Annotated in this window: 15 protein-coding genes, 2 tRNA genes and 1 other annotated feature; of the genes, 15 read left to right on the top strand and 2 right to left on the bottom strand. The window is 41.2% G+C overall.

From position 1 onward, the window contains the following. Positions 1-56: 56 nt before the first annotated feature. The 9 genes from WJP93_RS11435 (at position 57) to WJP93_RS11395 (ending at position 12,132) form a co-directional block, all read left to right on the top strand. Positions 57-443 (top strand): ATP-binding protein, encoded by a 387-nt coding sequence (locus tag WJP93_RS11435; protein WP_337548408.1) that lies wholly within the window; start codon positions 57-59, stop codon positions 441-443. A gap of 72 nt (positions 444-515) precedes the next feature. Beyond that, a complete protein-coding gene (cls, locus tag WJP93_RS11430) occupies positions 516-2,054 on the top strand; it encodes a cardiolipin synthase (RefSeq protein ID WP_337548404.1) in 1,539 nt (512 codons plus the stop codon). Between the two features lie 247 nt (positions 2,055-2,301). Next, complete coding sequence (locus WJP93_RS11425) at positions 2,302-4,326, top strand: beta-galactosidase (RefSeq protein ID WP_337548402.1); 2,025 nt, start codon at positions 2,302-2,304, stop codon at positions 4,324-4,326. A gap of 19 nt (positions 4,327-4,345) precedes the next feature. Beyond that, a complete protein-coding gene (locus tag WJP93_RS11420) occupies positions 4,346-4,573 on the top strand; it encodes a hypothetical protein (RefSeq protein ID WP_118612086.1) in 228 nt (75 codons plus the stop codon). A 217-nt stretch (positions 4,574-4,790) separates the two neighbouring features. Then, positions 4,791-5,870, top strand: coding sequence for a carbamoyl phosphate synthase small subunit (locus WJP93_RS11415; protein WP_337548401.1), 1,080 nt, complete (start codon positions 4,791-4,793; stop codon positions 5,868-5,870). 24 nt (positions 5,871-5,894) lie between these two features. Next, complete coding sequence (gene carB, locus WJP93_RS11410; RefSeq protein ID WP_118612088.1) at positions 5,895-9,089, top strand: carbamoyl-phosphate synthase large subunit; 3,195 nt, start codon at positions 5,895-5,897, stop codon at positions 9,087-9,089. Between the two features lie 134 nt (positions 9,090-9,223). After that, on the top strand, positions 9,224-10,210 hold the full coding sequence (locus WJP93_RS11405) for a putative ABC transporter permease (protein WP_118612089.1): 987 nt from the start codon (positions 9,224-9,226) through the stop codon (positions 10,208-10,210). Continuing rightward, positions 10,207-10,938, top strand: coding sequence for a CPBP family intramembrane glutamic endopeptidase (locus WJP93_RS11400; RefSeq protein WP_337548399.1), 732 nt, complete (start codon positions 10,207-10,209; stop codon positions 10,936-10,938). The genes WJP93_RS11405 and WJP93_RS11400 overlap by 4 nt, the downstream gene beginning before the upstream one ends. A 165-nt stretch (positions 10,939-11,103) precedes the next feature. Beyond that, a complete protein-coding gene (locus WJP93_RS11395; protein ID WP_337548406.1) occupies positions 11,104-12,132 on the top strand; it encodes a glycosyltransferase family 2 protein in 1,029 nt (342 codons plus the stop codon). A gap of 103 nt (positions 12,133-12,235) precedes the next feature. Here the strand turns inward: WJP93_RS11395 and WJP93_RS11390 are convergent. Next, positions 12,236-12,309, bottom strand: a tRNA-Met gene (locus WJP93_RS11390). Positions 12,310-12,313: 4 nt separating this feature from the next. Further along, a tRNA-Val gene (locus WJP93_RS11385) sits at positions 12,314-12,386 on the bottom strand. Positions 12,387-12,652: 266 nt separating this feature from the next. Between WJP93_RS11385 and ispF the strand changes: the two genes are divergently transcribed. From ispF to rlmB, 6 genes are all read left to right on the top strand, one after another. Further along, a complete protein-coding gene (gene ispF / locus WJP93_RS11380; RefSeq protein ID WP_118612092.1) occupies positions 12,653-13,180 on the top strand; it encodes a 2-C-methyl-D-erythritol 2,4-cyclodiphosphate synthase in 528 nt (175 codons plus the stop codon). A gap of 51 nt (positions 13,181-13,231) precedes the next feature. Beyond that, positions 13,232-14,596, top strand: coding sequence for a putative ABC transporter permease (locus WJP93_RS11375; protein WP_337548398.1), 1,365 nt, complete (start codon positions 13,232-13,234; stop codon positions 14,594-14,596). Between the two features lie 57 nt (positions 14,597-14,653). Next, positions 14,654-14,882 (top strand) — a binding site (T-box leader). A 142-nt stretch (positions 14,883-15,024) separates the two neighbouring features. After that, positions 15,025-15,711, top strand: coding sequence for a serine O-acetyltransferase EpsC (gene epsC / locus WJP93_RS11370; RefSeq protein WP_227099984.1), 687 nt, complete (start codon positions 15,025-15,027; stop codon positions 15,709-15,711). Beyond that, positions 15,690-17,090: a cysteine--tRNA ligase gene (gene cysS, locus WJP93_RS11365; RefSeq protein WP_337548395.1), complete on the top strand. Its 1,401-nt coding sequence runs from the start codon at positions 15,690-15,692 to the stop codon at positions 17,088-17,090. Before epsC ends, cysS begins: the two co-directional genes overlap by 22 nt. 33 nt (positions 17,091-17,123) lie before the next feature. Beyond that, positions 17,124-17,618 carry a ribonuclease III domain-containing protein gene (locus tag WJP93_RS11360; RefSeq protein ID WP_337548393.1) on the top strand — a complete coding sequence of 165 codons (495 nt, stop codon included), beginning with the start codon at positions 17,124-17,126 and terminating at the stop codon, positions 17,616-17,618. Between the two features lie 7 nt (positions 17,619-17,625). Then, positions 17,626-18,366: a 23S rRNA (guanosine(2251)-2'-O)-methyltransferase RlmB gene (rlmB, locus tag WJP93_RS11355; RefSeq protein ID WP_118612097.1), complete on the top strand. Its 741-nt coding sequence runs from the start codon at positions 17,626-17,628 to the stop codon at positions 18,364-18,366. The last annotated feature ends 295 nt before the right edge of the window (positions 18,367-18,661 follow it).

Raw genomic sequence — 18,661 nt, 5'->3', positions numbered from 1 at the left:
ATGACGCTACAAGAATCTAAGGAATCCCACGGTTTTAACCGTGGGAGTATGTCAAGATTGAGCTAATTTGTGATCATGATAAAGAAATTTTTGTAGATGCTGATGAGTTTAAGATATATCAGGTTGTTTACAATTTGATCAATAATGCGTTAAATTATTCAGGTGATTCAAGACACGTTACCGTACGTCAGGAGTGTATAGGTGATACTGTGAAGGTATCGGTGCAGGATTTTGGACTGGGAATTGCAAAGGAGAATTTACCGCTTGTCTGGGAACGCTATTATAAGGTAGATAAGGAACACCGGCGAAGCTTTAATGGAAGTGGACTTGGTCTTGCAATTGTGCGAAAGATTTTAGAACTTCATAATGCGCAGTATGGTGTTGACAGTACATTAGGACAAGGAAGTACATTTTGGTTTTGCCTGAAAGTATCAGATGAGTAATGAACAAATTAGAGCAAAAGATAAAAAGTAAGAATAAAAAATAGAAACGACAATACGAAAAAGGGAGGATATATGATAGAAGAAAATAAGTCTTCGATGAAAAACAGTGTCAGAAGACTAATTATAGCAGGAATTGGTGTATTGATTCAGATTATCTGGGTAGTGGTGCTGGTAATGCGTTTAAACCAGTATTCACAAATTATTACATTATTAACAGTAGCTATTGAGCTTGTGCTTGTGTTAGCTGTATATAGTATGGATACCAATGCTGCGTTTAAATTGCCATGGATTATACTTATTACAGTGGCACCTATTGTTGGAATATGCGTTTTCTTTTTATTTGGCCGATCAGGGGCAACAAAAAAAGTGCGAGCACGTTATCGTAAAATTGATCAGCAATTATTTGCATATCTTAATCAGGATGAACAGATTATTGAGGAATTGTCAAAAAAGGATGAGCGGCTTGCAAATGACTTTAAATATTTGTGGAAATGTGCATCAAGTCCTGTTTACAAAAATACAGATGTGAAGTATTATGGAGATACCTGTGATGCAATGGCGGCTCAGCTAGAAGATATGATGCAGGCAAAAAAGTTTATCTTTTTGGAGTACCATGCGATTGAGATGGCAGAGTCTTTTCAGGCATTGCGCAAGGTTTTGATGGCAAAGGCAAGAGAAGGCGTAGAAATTCGTATTTTGTATGATGATGCCGGCTGTATAGGATTTTTAAATCCACGTTTTATCAAATACATGGAAAGTATGGGAATTCAGTGTCGTGTGTTTAACCCGATTATGCCGGTGCTTAATATTTTCATGAATAATCGTGATCACAGAAAGATTACCGTTATTGATGGAAAGGTTGCTTACACGGGTGGCTATAATTTAGCAGATGAATATTTTAATATCACGCATCCGTATGGGCAGTGGAAGGATAGTGGAATACGTTTTGAGGGAGATGCTGTGCAAACGGCAACGATTCTGTTTCTGGAAATGTGGAATGCACTTAGAGAACAGGATGTCGATATTGAAAAATATCTTCCAGTATATCCTTATAAAGCAAAGGAACAGGGCTTTTTTGCGCTTTACGGTGATAGTCCGCTTGATAAGGAACCAGCAGGTGAAAATGTTTATATGAATCTGCTGCGTCATGCAAAAAAATATATTTATTTTACGACACCATATTTGATTCTAAGCGATGAGATGACAAGAGAGCTCACTGGAGCAGCAAAGCGCGGTGTTGATGTGCGAATTATTACACCTGGCATTCCTGATAAAAAAACAATTTTTCAGGTAACAAAATCGTATTATCCGCAGCTCTTAAAGCATGGTGTTAAGATTTATGAATATACGCCGGGCTTCATGCATGAAAAGCAATGTATCTGCGATGGAGAGATTGTTGTAGTGGGAACGATCAATCTTGATTTCAGAAGTTTGTATCTTCATTTTGAAAATGCAGCGCTTTTTTGTGGGTATGAAGCAGTTTCTCATGTAAAGGAAGATTTTGACGCACTATTTCCAATCTGTAAGGATATGTCAAAGGAGCCATCTGAAAGGACAAGACGCCTTCGCTTATCACAGCTGATATTAAGGTTATTCTCACCTCTTATGTAATAACACTATATAAATGAGGCGGGGGTCAAAAGGTATTTTGCCCCAACTGATATCCACGAATTGCTCCGTTGCTATGCAACTTTCGCAATTCTAAAAACATTCGGATTCGCTGATTTTCCTTGAAAATCGCTGCATCCTCATGTTTTTGCGGGTCCCAAGCTCAAAAACCTAATCGTGCAAGCACGAACGGCTTTTGGAGCTTTTGACCCTGGTATCATATAAATAAATCCACGAAAGGAAAAAGAATATGTCTGTTTTATTTCCAAAAATCCCAGCTCTCCTGCACGGAGGCGACTACAATCCAGACCAGTGGCTGGATCGTCCTGATATCCTTGAGGAGGATATTAAAATGATGAAAAAGGCAGGAGTAAACACGGCAACAGTCGGTGTATTTTCCTGGTCTACACTTGAGCCGCAGGAAGGAAACTTCCAGTTTGGATGGCTTCATGATATCATGGATAAATTATATGAAAATGGTATTTATACTGTTTTGGCAACGCCGACAGGAGCCAGACCGGCATGGATGGATGAAAAATATCCGTCCGTTCTTCGCGTCGAGAAAGATGGACGCAGAAATCATCACAGCGGCAGACACAATCACTGCATGAGTTCTTTAGAATACCGTTCACTTGTTGAGAAGATGGATACAAAGCTTGCGCAGGAATTTGGAAATCATCCAGGACTCATTTTATGGCATATTTCAAATGAGTTTGGAGGAGAGTGCTATTGTGAAAACTGCAAAAAGCGGTTTCAGGAATATTTAAGAGAGAAGTATCACAATAACATTGAAGAACTGAATAAGCAGTGGTGGACCTCCTTCTGGAGCCGCCGTTTTGACTCTTTTGAGCAGATAGAGCCGCCGTATGACAATGGAGAGCATTCTATTCTGGGATTAAATCTGGATTGGAAGCGTTTTAACTCCTGGAATATGAAAGATTACCTTGCATTTGAGCGCAGAATTTTAAAGAAGTATACGCCTCAGGTTCCAGCAACAGCAAACTTTATGAAGCTGTTTGAACAGTTAGATTATGTGGATCTGGCAAAGGAGATTGATATTATTTCGTGGGATGGTTATCCGAGCTGGAATAATGATTATGAGACACCGGCAGATACTGCGGCAGAGCTTAGCTTTGATCATACAGTTATGAGAAGCTTAAAGAAGGATAAGCCATTTATGCTTATGGAGAGCACACCAAGTCTTGTTAACTGGCATTCTGTAAATAAATTAAAGCGTCCGGGCATCCTTCGCGCAAGCAGCATTCAGACGATTGGCTGTGGAAGCGATACAGTTCAGTATTTCCAGTGGAGAAAAGGTCGCGGTGCAGCGGAACAGTTTCATGGCGCTGTTGTAGATCATCTTGGAAGAGATGACACAAGAGTATTCAAAGAAGTATCAGAGGTTGGAGAAATTTTAAAGAAGTTGGCACCAGTTACAGGTTCAAAGGTAACGTCAAAGGCTGCTGTTCTTTTTGATTGGAGCAACCGCTGGGCGATTAAGGACATGCAGGGCATGGCGCGTGATACGAAAAATTATGAGAAGGAAGTACGCAAATTTTACGATATTCATTTAAAGAAGGGCATCAATGCAGATATAGTATTCCCACTTGAGGATTTGTCTTCATACAGTCTTGTTGTACTGCCAATGTATTATGCTGTATCCAAGGAGGCTGGTGAATGGTTAAAGGAATATGTAAAAAATGGCGGAACAGTAGTGGCAACATATCTGACTGCATATGTAAATGAAAATACGCTGGCATACTTAGGCGGCTTTCCGGGCGCAGGTCTTGGAGAGGTCTTTGGTCTGTATGCTGAAGAGCTTGACACATTATATCCAACGGATTCAAATGCAGTTTTGATGAAGGATGGAAACAAGGCTTTAGTAAAGGATTACTGTGAGTTGATTAAGCTTACAGGGGCAGAAGTTCTTGGTACATACGAGAGCGATTTCTATGCAGGTATGCCGGCAGTAACTGTACACTCCTATGGAAAGGGAAAGGCATATTATATTGGAACAAGAATGGAAGAAGCGGATCTGATTAAATTCTTTACACCAATCTGGTCAGAATGCGGTATTAAGGAAAAAGAGCTTCCAGAGGGAGTAGAGTATCTGACACGTACAGCAGAAGATGGCAGCACCTTTGATTTCTATGTCAACTATAACGCAACGCCTGCAACTGTTCAGTTGGCAAAAAATGGAACTAATCTTTTAAACGGCGAGGCAGTAAGCGGCAAGGTTGAGATCTTACCATTTAATGCAGTTGTTGTAAAGTAAGCAATTGTGAGGTTTTGAGATGAGAAAAGAATTGTTTCATATGGAGCGCGATGTCTTAAATATAGGAGATAGTGTGACGATCATTGAGGGACAGCTTCCATTTTCGTATTACTATACAATTGTTCCGGCGCTGGCTATGTCCAAAAATTATAAGAATGCGGAGCGCATTAAAAGCCGTGAGGGCAAAGTTGTTTCAAAAGAACGAAAGGGCAGTACGTTTGAAATCTATGTTGAGTTTGAAAACTAATTGTTTTGTGGGAATTGAACGGTGCACATAAATAAAGAGCACAAAAATTTTGCAATTATGCAGAAATTTGTTTTAGGACTTGAAAAAATAATTTATCCATGGTACTATATTTTAGATAACAACAAAATTCAAGGCGAGGTACCGCCTGGATAGAGAATTGCGGACGGTGCACGTATGTGTACCGTCTTTATTTTTGGCGAAAGGGCATGGTGAACCAATGAAGGCATTTCTAATTTTAGAGGATGGACATGTATTTACAGGTACAGCGATTGGCGCAGATAAAGAAATCATCAGTGAGATTGTTTTTAATACTTCAATGACAGGCTACCTAGAGGTACTTACAGATCCTTCTTATGCGGGTCAGGCTGTTGTAATGACTTATCCGCTGATCGGTAATTATGGAATCTGTTATGAGGATATGGAGTCAAAGCGTCCGTGGCCGGATGGCTATATTGTACGTGAGTTGTCCCGTATGCCAAGCAACTTCAGAAGTCAGGGAACTATTCAGGAGTTTCTTGAGAAAAATGAAATTCCAGGAATCTGTGGAATTGATACTAGAGCATTGACACAGCTTTTGCGTGAGAAGGGAACCATGAATGGTATGATTACACGCAGAGAGGATTTTGACTTGGAGGAGATCCTTCCAAAGCTTAAGGCATATTCTCCGACTGGCGTAGTAATGGCAACTACATGTAAAGAAAGAGAAGTATTGCCGGGAGATGGCTACAAGGTAGCACTTCTTGATCTTGGTGCAAAGAAAAATATTGGCGACTCACTGCATAAGAGAGGTTGTGAAGTTACCATTTATCCTGCTGACACAAAAGCAGAGGATATTCTTGCAGCAAATCCTGATGGCATTATGCTTTCAAACGGTCCTGGAGACCCGAAGGAGTGTACAGAGATCATTAAGGAGATCAAAAAGCTGTATGATTCTAACGTTCCGATTTTTGCAATTTGTCTTGGTCATCAGCTGATGGCACTGGCAAATGGTCTTGATACACATAAGATGAAATATGGTCATCGCGGCGGCAATCATCCGGTAAAGGATTTAAAGACAGGAAGAGTTTATATTACCTCTCAAAATCATGGCTATGTTGTAGATACCGACAAGCTTGATCCAAATGTTGCTGTGCCGGCATTTGTAAATGTAAATGATGGAACAAATGAGGGTCTTTCTTATACAGGAAAGAACATTTTTACAGTTCAGTATCATCCGGAGGCTTGCCCGGGACCGCAGGACAGTGCTTACTTGTTTGATAGATTTTTAGATATGATGGCAGCAGGAAAAAATAAATAATAGACGACAGGAGGAAACACAGCAATGCCAAAGGATAGCAGTATAAAGAAGGTTCTTGTAATTGGTTCGGGTCCGATTGTCATCGGCCAGGCAGCAGAGTTTGACTATGCAGGTACACAGGCCTGCCGTTCATTAAAGGAGGAGGGTGTATCAGTTGTTCTTGTAAACTCTAATCCGGCGACGATTATGACAGATAAAAGAATTGCTGATCATGTCTATATCGAGCCGTTAACAGCAGAGGTGTTAGAGCAGATTATCGAAAAAGAGCGTCCTGACAGTGTTCTTCCGACACTGGGAGGTCAGGCTGGTCTAAATCTTGGTATGGAGCTTGCAGAGAAAGGTATTCTTGAAAAATATGGATGCCGTTTGATTGGTACTACACCAGAGACGATCAGAAAGGCAGAGGATCGTCAGGAATTTAAGGATACAATGGAAAAGATTGGAGAGCCTTGTGCAGCATCTAAGGTTGTTCACAACATTCCAGATGGTCTTGAATTTGCAGAACAGATCGGTTATCCAGTTGTTCTTCGTCCTGCCTACACACTTGGAGGAAGCGGCGGCGGAATCGCATATGACAAAGAGCAGATGGAGGAAATTTTAGGAAATGGTCTTCGTCTTTCCCGTGTAGGTGAGGTTTTGGTTGAGCGCTGCATCGCAGGATGGAAAGAGATTGAGTACGAGGTAATGCGTGATGGTGCAGGAAATGTAATTACAGTCTGCAACATGGAAAACATTGACCCTGTTGGTGTTCATACAGGAGATAGTATAGTTGTTGCACCGTCTCAGACGCTTGGTGATAAGGAATATCAGATGCTTCGTACCTCAGCGTTAAATATCATCAGTGAGTTAAAGATTACTGGAGGATGTAACGTTCAGTACGCATTAAAGCCAGACAGCTTTGAGTATTGTGTTATTGAGGTAAACCCGCGTGTAAGCCGTTCCTCTGCACTGGCATCAAAGGCAACAGGTTATCCGATTGCAAAGGTTGCAGCAAAGATTGCACTTGGCTACACTCTTGATGAGATTCCGAATGCCATCACAAAGAAAACCTTCGCAAGTTTCGAGCCAATGTTAGACTACTGCGTTGTCAAGATTCCGAGACTGCCATTTGATAAGTTTATCAGTGCATCAAGAAAGCTGACAACACAGATGAAGGCAACAGGAGAAGTTATGGCAATCTGTGATAACTTCGAGGGTGGTCTTATGAAGGCACTTCGTTCTCTTGAGCAGCATGTTGACAGCCTTGTAACAGATGAGTACAGCAAGCTGACGGCAGATGAGTTTGAGGAGCAGATGAGTATTGTCGATGACCGCAGAATCTTCCGCATTGCAGAGGCAATCCGCAGAGGCTACAGCTATGAAAAGATCCATCAGATCACAATGATTGATCCGTGGTTTATTGACAAGATTGCTATTCTTGTAGAGATGGAGACACGTCTGAAAACAGAAGAACTTACTCCTGATCTGTTAAAGGAAGCAAAGCGTATTGAATTCCCGGATAAGTTAATCGCATCCTTAAGCGGCAAGACTGAGGATCAGGTAAAGAAGATGCGCTATGACAATGGCATCACAGCAGCCTTTAAGATGGTTGATACATGTGCAGCAGAGTTTGCAGCAACTACACCATATTATTATTCTGTTTTTGGAAGCGAGAATGAGGCGAAAAAGACAGAGGGAAGAAAGAAGGTTCTTGTTCTTGGTTCTGGACCTATCCGTATCGGACAGGGTATTGAGTTTGACTTCTGTTCTGTTCATTGTACGTGGGCATTTGCAAAGGAAGGCTATGAGACTGTTATCATCAATAATAACCCTGAAACAGTTTCAACCGATTTCGATATTGCAGATAAGCTGTATTTTGAGCCACTGACACCAGAAGATGTGGAGAGTATTGTAAATCTGGAGCATCCAGACGGCGCTGTTGTTCAGTTTGGCGGTCAGACAGCAATTAAGCTGACTGAGGCCTTAATGAAGATGGGAGTTCCGATTCTTGGAACGAGCGCAAAAGACGTTGATGCGGCAGAGGATCGTGAGCTGTTTGACCAGATTCTTCGCGAGACAAAGATTCCGCGTGCATCAGGCGGCACTGTATTTACAGTAGAAGAGGCATTAAAGGTTGCGCATGAGCTTGGTTATCCAGTTCTTGTTCGTCCGTCATACGTTCTTGGCGGTCAGGGTATGCAGATTGCAATCAACGATGAGGATATTACGCAGTATATTGGTATTATCAATCGTTATGCACAAGAGCATCCGATTCTTGTAGATAAATATCTGATGGGTAAGGAGCTTGAGGTTGATGCTGTATGTGATGGACAGGATATTTTGATTCCTGGTATCATGGAGCACATTGAGCGTGCAGGTATCCACTCTGGTGATAGTATTTCTGTTTATCCGGCAAAGAGCATAAGTCAGAAGACAAAAGAAACTATCGTTGAGTATACAAAGCGTCTGGCAAGAGCGCTTCATGTAAGAGGTCTGATTAATATTCAGTTTATCGAGTATCAGGGAGCTGTTTATGTAATCGAGGTTAATCCGCGTTCTTCACGTACCGTACCGTATATCAGTAAGGTAACAGGAATCCCGATTGTTGATCTGGCAACACAGGTCATCATTGGAAATACAATTCGTGGTCTTGGTTATGAGCCAGGTTTGCAAAAGGAAGCAGATTATTACGCAATTAAGATGCCGGTATTCTCCTTTGAGAAGCTGCGCGGAGCTGATATTGCACTTGGACCAGAGATGAAGTCAACAGGTGAGTGTCTTGGAATCGGCAAGACCTTTAACGAGGCACTTTATAAGGCTTTCCTTGGTGCAGGCTTCCATCTTCCAAAGTATAAGAAGATGATTATTACAGTTCGCGATGATGATAAGGAAGAGATCGTAGATATTGCAAGACGTTTCAAGGCAATTGGCTACGAGATCTATGCGACAAAGGGAACAGGAGCAGCACTTCGTGCAAAGGGAGTGGATACACTTTATATAAGCAAGCTGGAGCAGGATTCACCGAATCTTCTTGATTTGATTCTTGGCCATCAGATTGATCTTGTCATTGATACACCAACACAGGGCGCAGAGCACAGCCATGATGGTTTTATTATCCGTAGAAATGCAATCGAGACAGGTGTAAATGTACTGACAGCAATCGATACAGCAAAGGCATTGATTACTAGTCTTGAGAATAGAGAAGAGCAGCTGACACTGATCGATATCGCAACCATTTGAGACACCAGGGGACAAAAGCCAGAGTGCGCTCGTGCTTGCACGAGAAAGCACATGGCTTTGGGACCTATTTAAAAACAACACCAGGGGACAATAGAAATATTGTCCCCTTATGCGTTTTGAAAGGAGAAAATTGAATGCTTAGACAAACAATAGCAGAGCTTATCGTACTATTTTTTTGCTATTCTGTCGCCGGATGGTGCATGGAAGTGATATTAAAGTATATACAGTTTCACCGTTTTATTAACCGTGGATTTTTAATTGGTCCATATTGTCCGATTTATGGCTCAGGTGCCGTTGTTGTAACAGTTTTAGTTGGTGGACTGATCGGAAATGCAAGCTATATTGTGACGTTTTTGGCGTCTTTTGTACTCTGCGGAGTCCTAGAATATTTTGTCAGCTGGTACATGGAAAAAATGTTCCATGCGCGCTGGTGGGATTACAGCCAAAAGCCAATGAATCTGCATGGCCGTATTTGGATTGGAAACTTGGTATTATTTGGAATTGGAGGTGTGGCAATTGTAAAGCTGATTGATCCAGTTTTGATGAAATGGATTCATGCCATTCCGCAGTGGATTCTTTATACGCTGTCAGGTGCAATTGTTATGCTGATGATCTGGGATAATATTGTATCACATATTGCATTTAATCTTGTTAAAAAGGAAATTGATGGCGTAGAAGCAGATAATTCTGAGGAAGTCAGCACAAAGGTGCGCCAACTTCTTCGCGAGGATCCGGTACTGCTTCGCCGTATCGGAGAGGCATATCCGAACTTAGAAATCAATTCTAAGAAATTTGCAGAGAAGCTAAAGGCACAGGCAGAGGCTGTACAGGAGAGTGTAGAAGAGAAGAAGCAGGCAGTGGCGGATGCTGTAGCAGAGGGAAAATTGGCGGCAGAAGCGGCAGCAGAAGAACGGAGACTGGCAGCAGAGGAGCGAAAACAGCTAGTGCAGGAGGCTGTTGAAGAGAAAAAAATAGCTTTTGAGGAGAAAAAGCAGGCAGTAGCTCTTGCTGTGTCAAAAGCACAGCAAAAGCGGCAGTCAGAAGAGGCTTTTCGTGCTCGCATGAAAAAAGCAGATCAGAAAAAACGTGAAGAAAAAATAAGAAAAGGAAATAAAAAATGAGATATCAACCATTGTCGAGGCGACTGATCAATTTGATCTATCCGCTCGTCATCTATATGGCTATAGGAATGGCAGTGCTAGGTATTTATCCAAACGGCGGTCTGATGGCAAATCTGATTGAAAAAGTGTCCTGTATTATAATTATGGGAATTTTATTTTATAAAGATTCCAAACAGATTCGCTGGGAAGGCAAGAAGCTGTCACTTTATTCTGTAATCATCATGATTATTATTGGAATATGTGCCTGTATTGGCGTTAATATGCTGTTTGAGTTAACTGGGTTAAAGACAATCAGAGAAGAAGATGCAAAAAACGTAGCAAAGGCACTTTATTCAGATAAGCTGTGGCTTCAGATACTTGTAGTTGGCATTGCAGCACCAGTGGCAGAGGAACTTTTATTTCGCGGTATCCTTTACAGAAGAATGCGTACGTGGCTTAGTGTGGGGCCGTCAGCCTTGGCAGCGCTTTTGATTTTTGCCGCAGTTCATGGCAATCTGCTTCAGGCACTGTACGCATTTATTTTAGGAGCACTTCTTGTTTGGGCATATGAACGGTTCGCAAAGCTTACAGCACCAATTATTTTGCATGTATCAGCCAACCTCATATCTATTATTGTACAGCAAAGCACATGGCTTAGCAGCTATTTGCAGACATATGCAGTGGCTGCCTGCATCATTGGTCTTGCAGGAACAGCTGCAGGAGTTGTGTATATTACAGTTCACGAATAAGCCAGAAACTATTGCACCGAGGGGCTTTCATAAACAGTAACTTTTGTATTTGACAAAAAGACCTTGCAGTAGCCTGAAAAATTGTATATAATCACCTTGTATGGTATTTGTACAGGAAAATTTGCACTGCAGCATATGCTGCTAGGTTACAGAAAGGTATTTATGATGAAACTTTTAACAATAACAGTTCCAAGCTATAATTCAGAGGCATATTTGGATCGCTGCATGGCAACGCTGCTTCCGGGTGGTGATGAGGTAGAGATTTTGATCGTGGATGACGGATCAACAGACCGTACAGCAGAAATTGCGGACGAATATGAGAGAAAATATCCGAATATTGTGCGGGCAATTCATAAGGAAAACGGAGGTCATGGAGACGCAGTAACGACGGGAATCAGAAATGCAACAGGTCTGTTCTTTAAAGTAGTTGACAGTGATGATAGCCTTGCACCAGAAGCTTATAAGCAGGTGCTTGATTTTTTGCGCCGTATTGTCAAAAAAAATCATGAGCTTGATATGCTGATTTCCAATTTTGTTTACAATCGTCATGACGAGAATGGTGACGTGCTTCGCCAGAAGTCAATTGATTATCGCAAGACACTTCCAAGGGGACGTTTCTTTAGCTGGAAAGAAATAGGTAAGTTCCAGACAGGTCATTATCTTTTGATGCATGCAGTAATATACCGCACCAGTCTGTTAAAGGGAATTAACCTGACGCTTCCAAAGCATACATTCTATGTTGATAATATTTATGTATACAAGCCATTTCCATATGTGCGCGTTATGTACTATCTGGATGTAGATTTTTATATGTACTATACGGGAAGAGAAGATCAGTCTGTTAATCAGCAGGTTATGATGAAGCGAATCGACCAGCAGGATCGCGTCAATCGCATCATCTTTGATGCATTTGATCTTGAAAAGATCAGCAACAAAAAGCTGCGCAGCTATTTATATAGCTATCTGCAGATTATGTGTACGGTAACTACAGTTCATTATGCGTTAATTAACACAGAGGATTCAAAACAAAAAAAGGAAGCACTTTGGAGCTATATGAAAAAAGAAAATCAAACTATGTGGCATCATCTTCGTTTTAGTGCTCAGGGAATTGCACTAAATCTTCCAGGTAAGGTCGGAAGAGCGATTGTATGCAGGGGATATGGTTTGGCACAGCGCTTCTTTGGATTTAGTTAATAATTTTTTTTGGAAAAGGAGAGTTATTATTAAGACTCTCCTTTTTTGTGGGATGAAATTTTATGACACAAAAAAGGACCGCTTGCGCGATCCTTGTAGTCAGTAGCGGAAGGGAGATTTGAACTCTCGACACCACGGGTATGAACCGTGTGCTCTAGCCAGCTGAGCTATTCCGCCAAGATGGGGCCTATAGGGCTCGAACCTATGACCCTCTGCTTGTAAGGCAGATGCTCTCCCAGCTGAGCTAAGACCCCTTGACAAAGAGAAGTATAGCGCATATCAAAGAAAATGTCAAGCAAATTTTTTAAAAAATTCCGAAAATTTTTATAGATTCTGCGTGGAAAATAAAAGTGAGTCGTGATATGATATTGATACCAGGGTCAAAAGGTCAGAAATCCGATGCAAGAGAATTTCTGACTTCTTGACTCGCCAAAAACATGAGTAAGTAGCCATTTTTTGAAGAAAATGAGCGGATTACGAAATGATAATTATAAAACAAAGAAAGGTAAGGAGATTTGATATGAGAGTTGGTATGGGATATGATGTGCATCGCCTCGTTGAGGGACGCAAACTGATTTTAGGCGGTGTAGAGATTCCGTATGAAAAAGGACTTCTTGGTCATTCTGACGCAGATGTGCTGCTTCATGCAATAATGGATGCGCTGCTTGGTGCGGCTGCACTTGGAGATATTGGTCAGCATTTTCCAGACACGGATCCGGCATATAAGGGAGCATCAAGCATAGAATTGCTAAAAAGAGTAGGAGAACTTCTTGAGGAAAATTGTTACTACATCAGCAATATAGATGCAACTGTTATTGCACAGAGACCGAAGCTTGCCGGATATCGTGAGCAGATGAGAGCAAATATTGCAGAGGCACTTCATCTTGAACTCGATCAGGTAAACATTAAGGCAACAACAGAAGAAGGACTAGGCTTTACAGGAACAGGAGAGGGCATCTCTTCACAGGCAGTATGCTTAATTGATAAGCCGGAATTTTATATGGACGGTACGATTGGCTGCGGTGGCTGTGGCGGCTGTAAAAATTGATCTATAACTGATTTTTAGAAATTGAAAATTTGAAAGGATAACTGGAAAATAATGGGAGGACTTGATTTATTCGGGTGTCTTTGGCTCTTTTTCGTATATTCATTTTTTGGGTGGATTGCAGAAACGTGTTTTTGCGTCTTAAAATACCGAAAATTTATGAACAGAGGTATGCTAAACAGCCCACTTTGTATTGTATATGGCATTGCAGCAGTAATTATAACAATTGGCTTTCCAGAATTGTTTGATGAGATACCGATTTTGTTTCTGGGCTGTGCGGGAGTTAGTACACTTCTTGAGTGGTTTACAGCAAAGATTCTTGAAAAATTGGATCATAAAAAATGGTGGGACTATTCTTCTAAAAGATGGAATCTTGATGGATACATCTGTCTGCAGTATTCTATTGTATGGGGTATCTTAGGCGTTTTATCAGTTAAGTTTGTAACACCTGTTTTGATGAAACTTTATCATATGGTACCATCATTTATGATGCAGATTGCATTGTGGGCACTGCTTGGTGTGTTAATAGTTGATATTTTGGGATCTACATATATCATTCGCGGCAGTGTAAAGAGAAATGATACGATTCAAAAGATTGATCACGAACTCTATAGCAGAAAAAAACGATTTGGAAGATGGCTTGAAAAGCATATCCTTATGCGTGTGGAAAAAGCATATCCTGCGATCAATGAGGGAGAACGCGTAGAGAAGGAAAAAATAACCGTTTTTGCTGAAGGCTGCAGTTTTTACAAGCTTGTATTATTGTTTTTTATAGGTGCATTTGCAGGCGATTTGATAGAGACTATATTTTGCCGTATCACGATGGGGTACTGGATGAGCAGAAGCAGCGTTGTATGGGGTCCATTTAGTATTGTATGGGGTCTTGCAATGGTGGTGGCAACATCGCTTTTGTACAACTACAGAAATCGCTCCTCATCGTTTATTTTTGCGATGGGAACCGTATTAGGCGGTGTATACGAGTATTTGTGCAGCGTTTTTACGGAAATCGTGTTTGGAAAGATCTTCTGGGATTACAGCGGTTTTATGTTTAATATCGGAGGACGAATTAATTTGCTGTTTTGTTTTTTCTGGGGAATTGCAGGTGTTGTATGGTTGAAAGGAGTTTATCCTTATCTTTCTAAGTGGATTGAAAAAATTCCAATGCTTGCCGGAAAAATCATAACATGGTGTCTTATCATTTTTATGGTAGCAGACAGTCTTGTGTCAGCAGCGGCACTTATGCGCCAGGATCAGCGTGAAAAAAATATTCCAGCAAGCAATGTTGTACAGCAGTGGCTGGATGAAAATTATGATGATGAAACACTTTATAAGATTTATCCAAAGGCAAAGAAGCCAAAAAAGGTTGACAAATCCGAAAACATCACATATAGTAACACTAGAAATGATGCAGCACTGTAATACAGTGAATAAACAGACATCTGTGATATTTTTGCATCATACAATAAAAAAAGCTTCGAAAAGGCTTTGAACGGAAAGAGTACTGTCACAGGAAATGTCAGAGAGAGCAGGTCCAGGCTGAAAACCTGCTTCGTGGAGTGAGACAGGAAGTGCATCCGGGAGCTGGCTGTGTGAATAAAGTAGCATGGCACGCTGGTTTGCGTTATCACCGGCTGTGTATACAGCATAAGTGTCAGCATCTATGCTCTCACAGGAGTGGAACCGCGGAAAATTTTTCGTCTCCTGGCTTTTGCCAGGGGACGTTATTTTTTTTGATACAAGGTTTCCAAAGTTAAAACATTTCGTGCTTGCACGAAACTGTTTTTGACCTTGGAAACCTTGTATCAAAAAACTGCGGACAAAGATTTTCGAAGCAAGAAGGGAGTGGCATGAGAATCGTTCAATATGTACTTGATGAAATTTCGCTGATCAGAGAACGGGATCCGGCAATTAATTCACCGGCAGAGGTATTTTTGTATCCTTGTTTCTGGGCAGTACTTTGGTATCGTCTTGCGCACAGGCTTTATCTGAAAAAAAGATATTTTGCAGCGCGTATGATCTCTCAGTGTACAGCACGAAGAACTGGAATCGAGATCCACCCAGGAGCTAAGATCGGAAAAGGATTTTTTATTGATCATGGTCATGGTGTTGTGATTGGAGAGACAGCAGAGATTGGTGACAATGTTACCTTATATCAAGGTGTTACACTTGGCGGTACAGGAAAAGAGCATGGAAAACGCCATCCGACAATTGGAAATAATGTTATGATCAGTGCAGGCGCGAAGGTTCTCGGTTCCATTACAATTGGAGACAACTGTAAAATCGGTGCTGGAAGTGTTGTACTAAAACCAGTTCCGCCAAATTCTACGGTGGTAGGAGTTCCAGGACGTGTTGTCAAACGTGACAATGTACGATTGCCGCAAACTGATCTTGATCAGGTGCATATGCCAGATCCGGTGCTTGCTGATATTGAACAGCTTAAAAAGCAGTACGCTAAGCTGTATCAAATGTTTGAGAAATCACAGATGAAAACGAAAAGAAGAAAGGAAAAAACATGGAAATCTACAATACATTAACAAAACGAAAAGAAGAATTTAAGCCGCTTGAGCCGGGAAAGGTAAAAATGTATGTCTGCGGTCCTACAGTATACAATTATATTCATATTGGAAATGCACGCCCGATGATCGTATTTGATACTGTGCGCCGCTATATGGAATACAAGGGCTATGACGTAAATTATGTTTCAAATTTTACTGATGTAGATGATAAGATTATCAAAAAGGCAAATGAGGAAGGTGTTGAGGCATCTGTTATCTCTGAGCGTTTCATAAAGGAGTGCAAGCAGGATATGGCTGCTATGAATGTAAAGCCGGCGACAACTCATCCGCTTGCAACACAGGAAATCGATGGAATGATCGATATGATCAGTACCTTGATCGAAAAAGGTCATGCGTATGAGAAGAATGGCACTGTTTATTTCCGTACTGCAAGTTTTAAGGATTATGGTAAGCTTTCTCATAAGAACCTTGATGATCTTCAGTCAGGTTTTCGTGATTTAAAGGTAAGTGGCGAGGAAGACAAGGAAAGCCCGCTTGATTTTGTTTTGTGGAAGCCAAAGAAGGAAGGAGAGCCATACTGGGAATCTCCGTGGAGCGAAGGACGTCCGGGATGGCATATTGAGTGCTCTGTTATGTCAAAGAAATACTTAGGTGAGCAGATTGATATTCATGCCGGTGGTGAGGATTTAATTTTCCCACATCATGAAAATGAGATTGCACAAAGCGAGGCATGCAACGGAAAAGAGTTTTCTCATTATTGGATGCACAATGCGTTCTTAAATATTGATAACAGAAAAATGAGTAAGTCACTTGGTAACTTCCTGTTAGTAAGAGATATTGAGAAGAAGTATGATCTTCAGGTACTTCGTTTCTTTATGTTAAGCGCACACTACAGAAGTCCATTAAATTTCAGTGCAGAGCTTATGGAAGCAGCAAAGAACGGTCTTGATCGTATCTTAACATGTGCTGCATGGCTTCAGAATCAGTCTGCTAACGAGGGTGAGCTTACTAATCAGGAGAGCGAAGTAGTCGAGGAAGCAAAGAAATATGTAGGCAAGTTTGAGGCAGCAATGGAGGATGACTTTAACACAGCAGATGCAATTGCAGCTATTTTCGAGCTTGTAAAATATGTAAATACAAATAAGACAGATGAGCTTTCAGGAAAAGCAGCAAAGGCACTGTATGAGATTTTAAAGCAGCTTTGCGATATCCTTGGTATTATCATTGAGAAAAAAGAAGAACTTTTGGATGCTGATATCGAAGCTTTGATCGAGGAGCGTAAGCAGGCAAGAAAGGCAAAGAACTTTGCACGTGCCGATGAAATTCGTAAAGAACTTGCTGATAAGGGCATTATTCTTGAGGATACAAGACAGGGTGTGACCTGGAAGCGTGTGTAATAAAAATCAGAAAGATATAGAAAGAGGAAATACATGGAACAAAATCAGCAGCTGCTTGAACAGATCCAACAGAAATTTTTATTAAAGCAGATGCCTGCAAAGGAATATTCACCTTTGGTGCTTGCTTATATTGGCGATGGGATTTACGATATGATTGTCCGCACGATTTTTGTAAGCTACGGAAATACACAGGTTGATAAATTAAACAAGCAGGCAAGCAATGTCTGCCGTGCCTCTTCACAGGCCGCGATTGCATTTGCAATTGCACCGCTTTTGACAGAGGAAGAGACATCTGCTTACCGCAGAGGCCGTAATGCAAGATCTTTTACAAAAGCAAAGAATGCAACGATGTCTGATTATCGTCATGCAACTGGATTAGAGGCACTTTGTGGTTATCTGTATTTAAATGGTGAGATGGAGCGTTTGCTTGATCTTCTTTCAGAGGGCTTTGTGCGCACAGGTGTGCTGTGCGTCGAAGCACCTGAAAAAGAGAAGCTGCATCAGGAAGAAGAAAGGACGAAGGAATAAAGAAAATATGGGATATCATGAATCATTAACAGAGGGCCGAAACGCGGTTCTTGAAGCATTTCGAAGCGGAAAAACTGTTGACAGACTGTTTGTACTTGATGGCTGTCAGGACGGACCTGTAAAGACGATCCTGCGTGAAGCAAAGAAGCAGGATACGATGGTGCAGTATGTAAAGAAGGAGCGTCTTGATCAGCTGTCTGAGACTAAGAATCATCAGGGCGTGATTGCATATTGTGCAGCATGTGAGTACGCAGAGGTCTCTGATATTTTAGAGAATGCAAAGAAAAAGGGTGAGGCACCGTTTATTGTGCTTCTTGATGGGATTGAAGATCCGCACAATTTAGGTGCTATCATTCGTACTGCAAATCAGGCAGGTGCACATGGTGTAATCATTCCAAAGCGCAGAGCAGTTGGTTTAACAGCGACAGTTGCACGTACCTCTGCAGGTGCAGTGAATTATACGCCTGTTGCAAAAGTAACAAATCTTGTTACTGTAATGGAAGACTTAAAGAAAGAGGGAATGTGGTTTGTCTGTGCAGATATGGACGGCGAGGAAATGTATTCCCTTAATTTGAAGGGACCTATCGGTCTTGTCATTGGAAATGAAGGAGAAGGTGTATCAAGACTTGTAAAGGAACATTGTGATATGGTTGCCTCTATCCCAATGAAGGGTGACATCGATTCCTTAAACGCATCTGTAGCTATGGGTGTTCTGGCATACGAGATTGTAAGACAGAGACGTTTTTAAAGCATACGATGTTTTTGATCAAACTATTTTCGACATGTCAGACTCCGTAAAAATACCGACTGTGAGTTGAAATAACATGAACAGATAGCATGAATTTTGACACAATTTAGCTCTTTGTATAGTCGGAGAGCTAAATTGATGTCTTTTTTAATAAAAATAAAAAAACTTAAAAAAGGTGTTGACAAAACATTCGGAAAGTAGTATAGTAGTGCGTGTCGAGCGAAATAAAGTCCGGCAAACAAGCTGATGTGGCACAGGTGGTAGCGCACCTCATTGGTAATGAGGAGGTCACGGG

This window comes from Anthropogastromicrobium sp., assembly GCF_037349415.1.
Taxonomy (GTDB): Bacteria; Bacillota; Clostridia; order Lachnospirales; family Lachnospiraceae; genus Anthropogastromicrobium; species Anthropogastromicrobium aceti.
Note: the sequence above shows the minus strand (reverse complement) of the source record. Positions and strands in the feature narration are given on the sequence as shown.

Bases quoted from the DNA above. Each gene is read 5' to 3' on its own strand.
- cls (WP_337548404.1), top strand. From the start codon at position 516: ATGATAGAAGAAAATAAGTCTTCGATGAAAAACAGTGTCAGAAGACTA.
- WJP93_RS11425 (WP_337548402.1), top strand. From the start codon at position 2,302: ATGTCTGTTTTATTTCCAAAAATCCCAGCTCTCCTGCACGGAGGCGAC.
- WJP93_RS11420 (WP_118612086.1), top strand. From the start codon at position 4,346: ATGAGAAAAGAATTGTTTCATATGGAGCGCGATGTCTTAAATATAGGA.
- WJP93_RS11415 (WP_337548401.1), top strand. From the start codon at position 4,791: ATGAAGGCATTTCTAATTTTAGAGGATGGACATGTATTTACAGGTACA.
- carB (WP_118612088.1), top strand. From the start codon at position 5,895: ATGCCAAAGGATAGCAGTATAAAGAAGGTTCTTGTAATTGGTTCGGGT.
- WJP93_RS11405 (WP_118612089.1), top strand. From the start codon at position 9,224: ATGCTTAGACAAACAATAGCAGAGCTTATCGTACTATTTTTTTGCTAT.
- WJP93_RS11400 (WP_337548399.1), top strand. From the start codon at position 10,207: ATGAGATATCAACCATTGTCGAGGCGACTGATCAATTTGATCTATCCG.
- WJP93_RS11395 (WP_337548406.1), top strand. From the start codon at position 11,104: ATGAAACTTTTAACAATAACAGTTCCAAGCTATAATTCAGAGGCATAT.
- ispF (WP_118612092.1), top strand. From the start codon at position 12,653: ATGAGAGTTGGTATGGGATATGATGTGCATCGCCTCGTTGAGGGACGC.
- WJP93_RS11375 (WP_337548398.1), top strand. From the start codon at position 13,232: ATGGGAGGACTTGATTTATTCGGGTGTCTTTGGCTCTTTTTCGTATAT.
- epsC (WP_227099984.1), top strand. From the start codon at position 15,025: ATGAGAATCGTTCAATATGTACTTGATGAAATTTCGCTGATCAGAGAA.
- cysS (WP_337548395.1), top strand. From the start codon at position 15,690: ATGGAAATCTACAATACATTAACAAAACGAAAAGAAGAATTTAAGCCG.
- WJP93_RS11360 (WP_337548393.1), top strand. From the start codon at position 17,124: ATGGAACAAAATCAGCAGCTGCTTGAACAGATCCAACAGAAATTTTTA.
- rlmB (WP_118612097.1), top strand. From the start codon at position 17,626: ATGGGATATCATGAATCATTAACAGAGGGCCGAAACGCGGTTCTTGAA.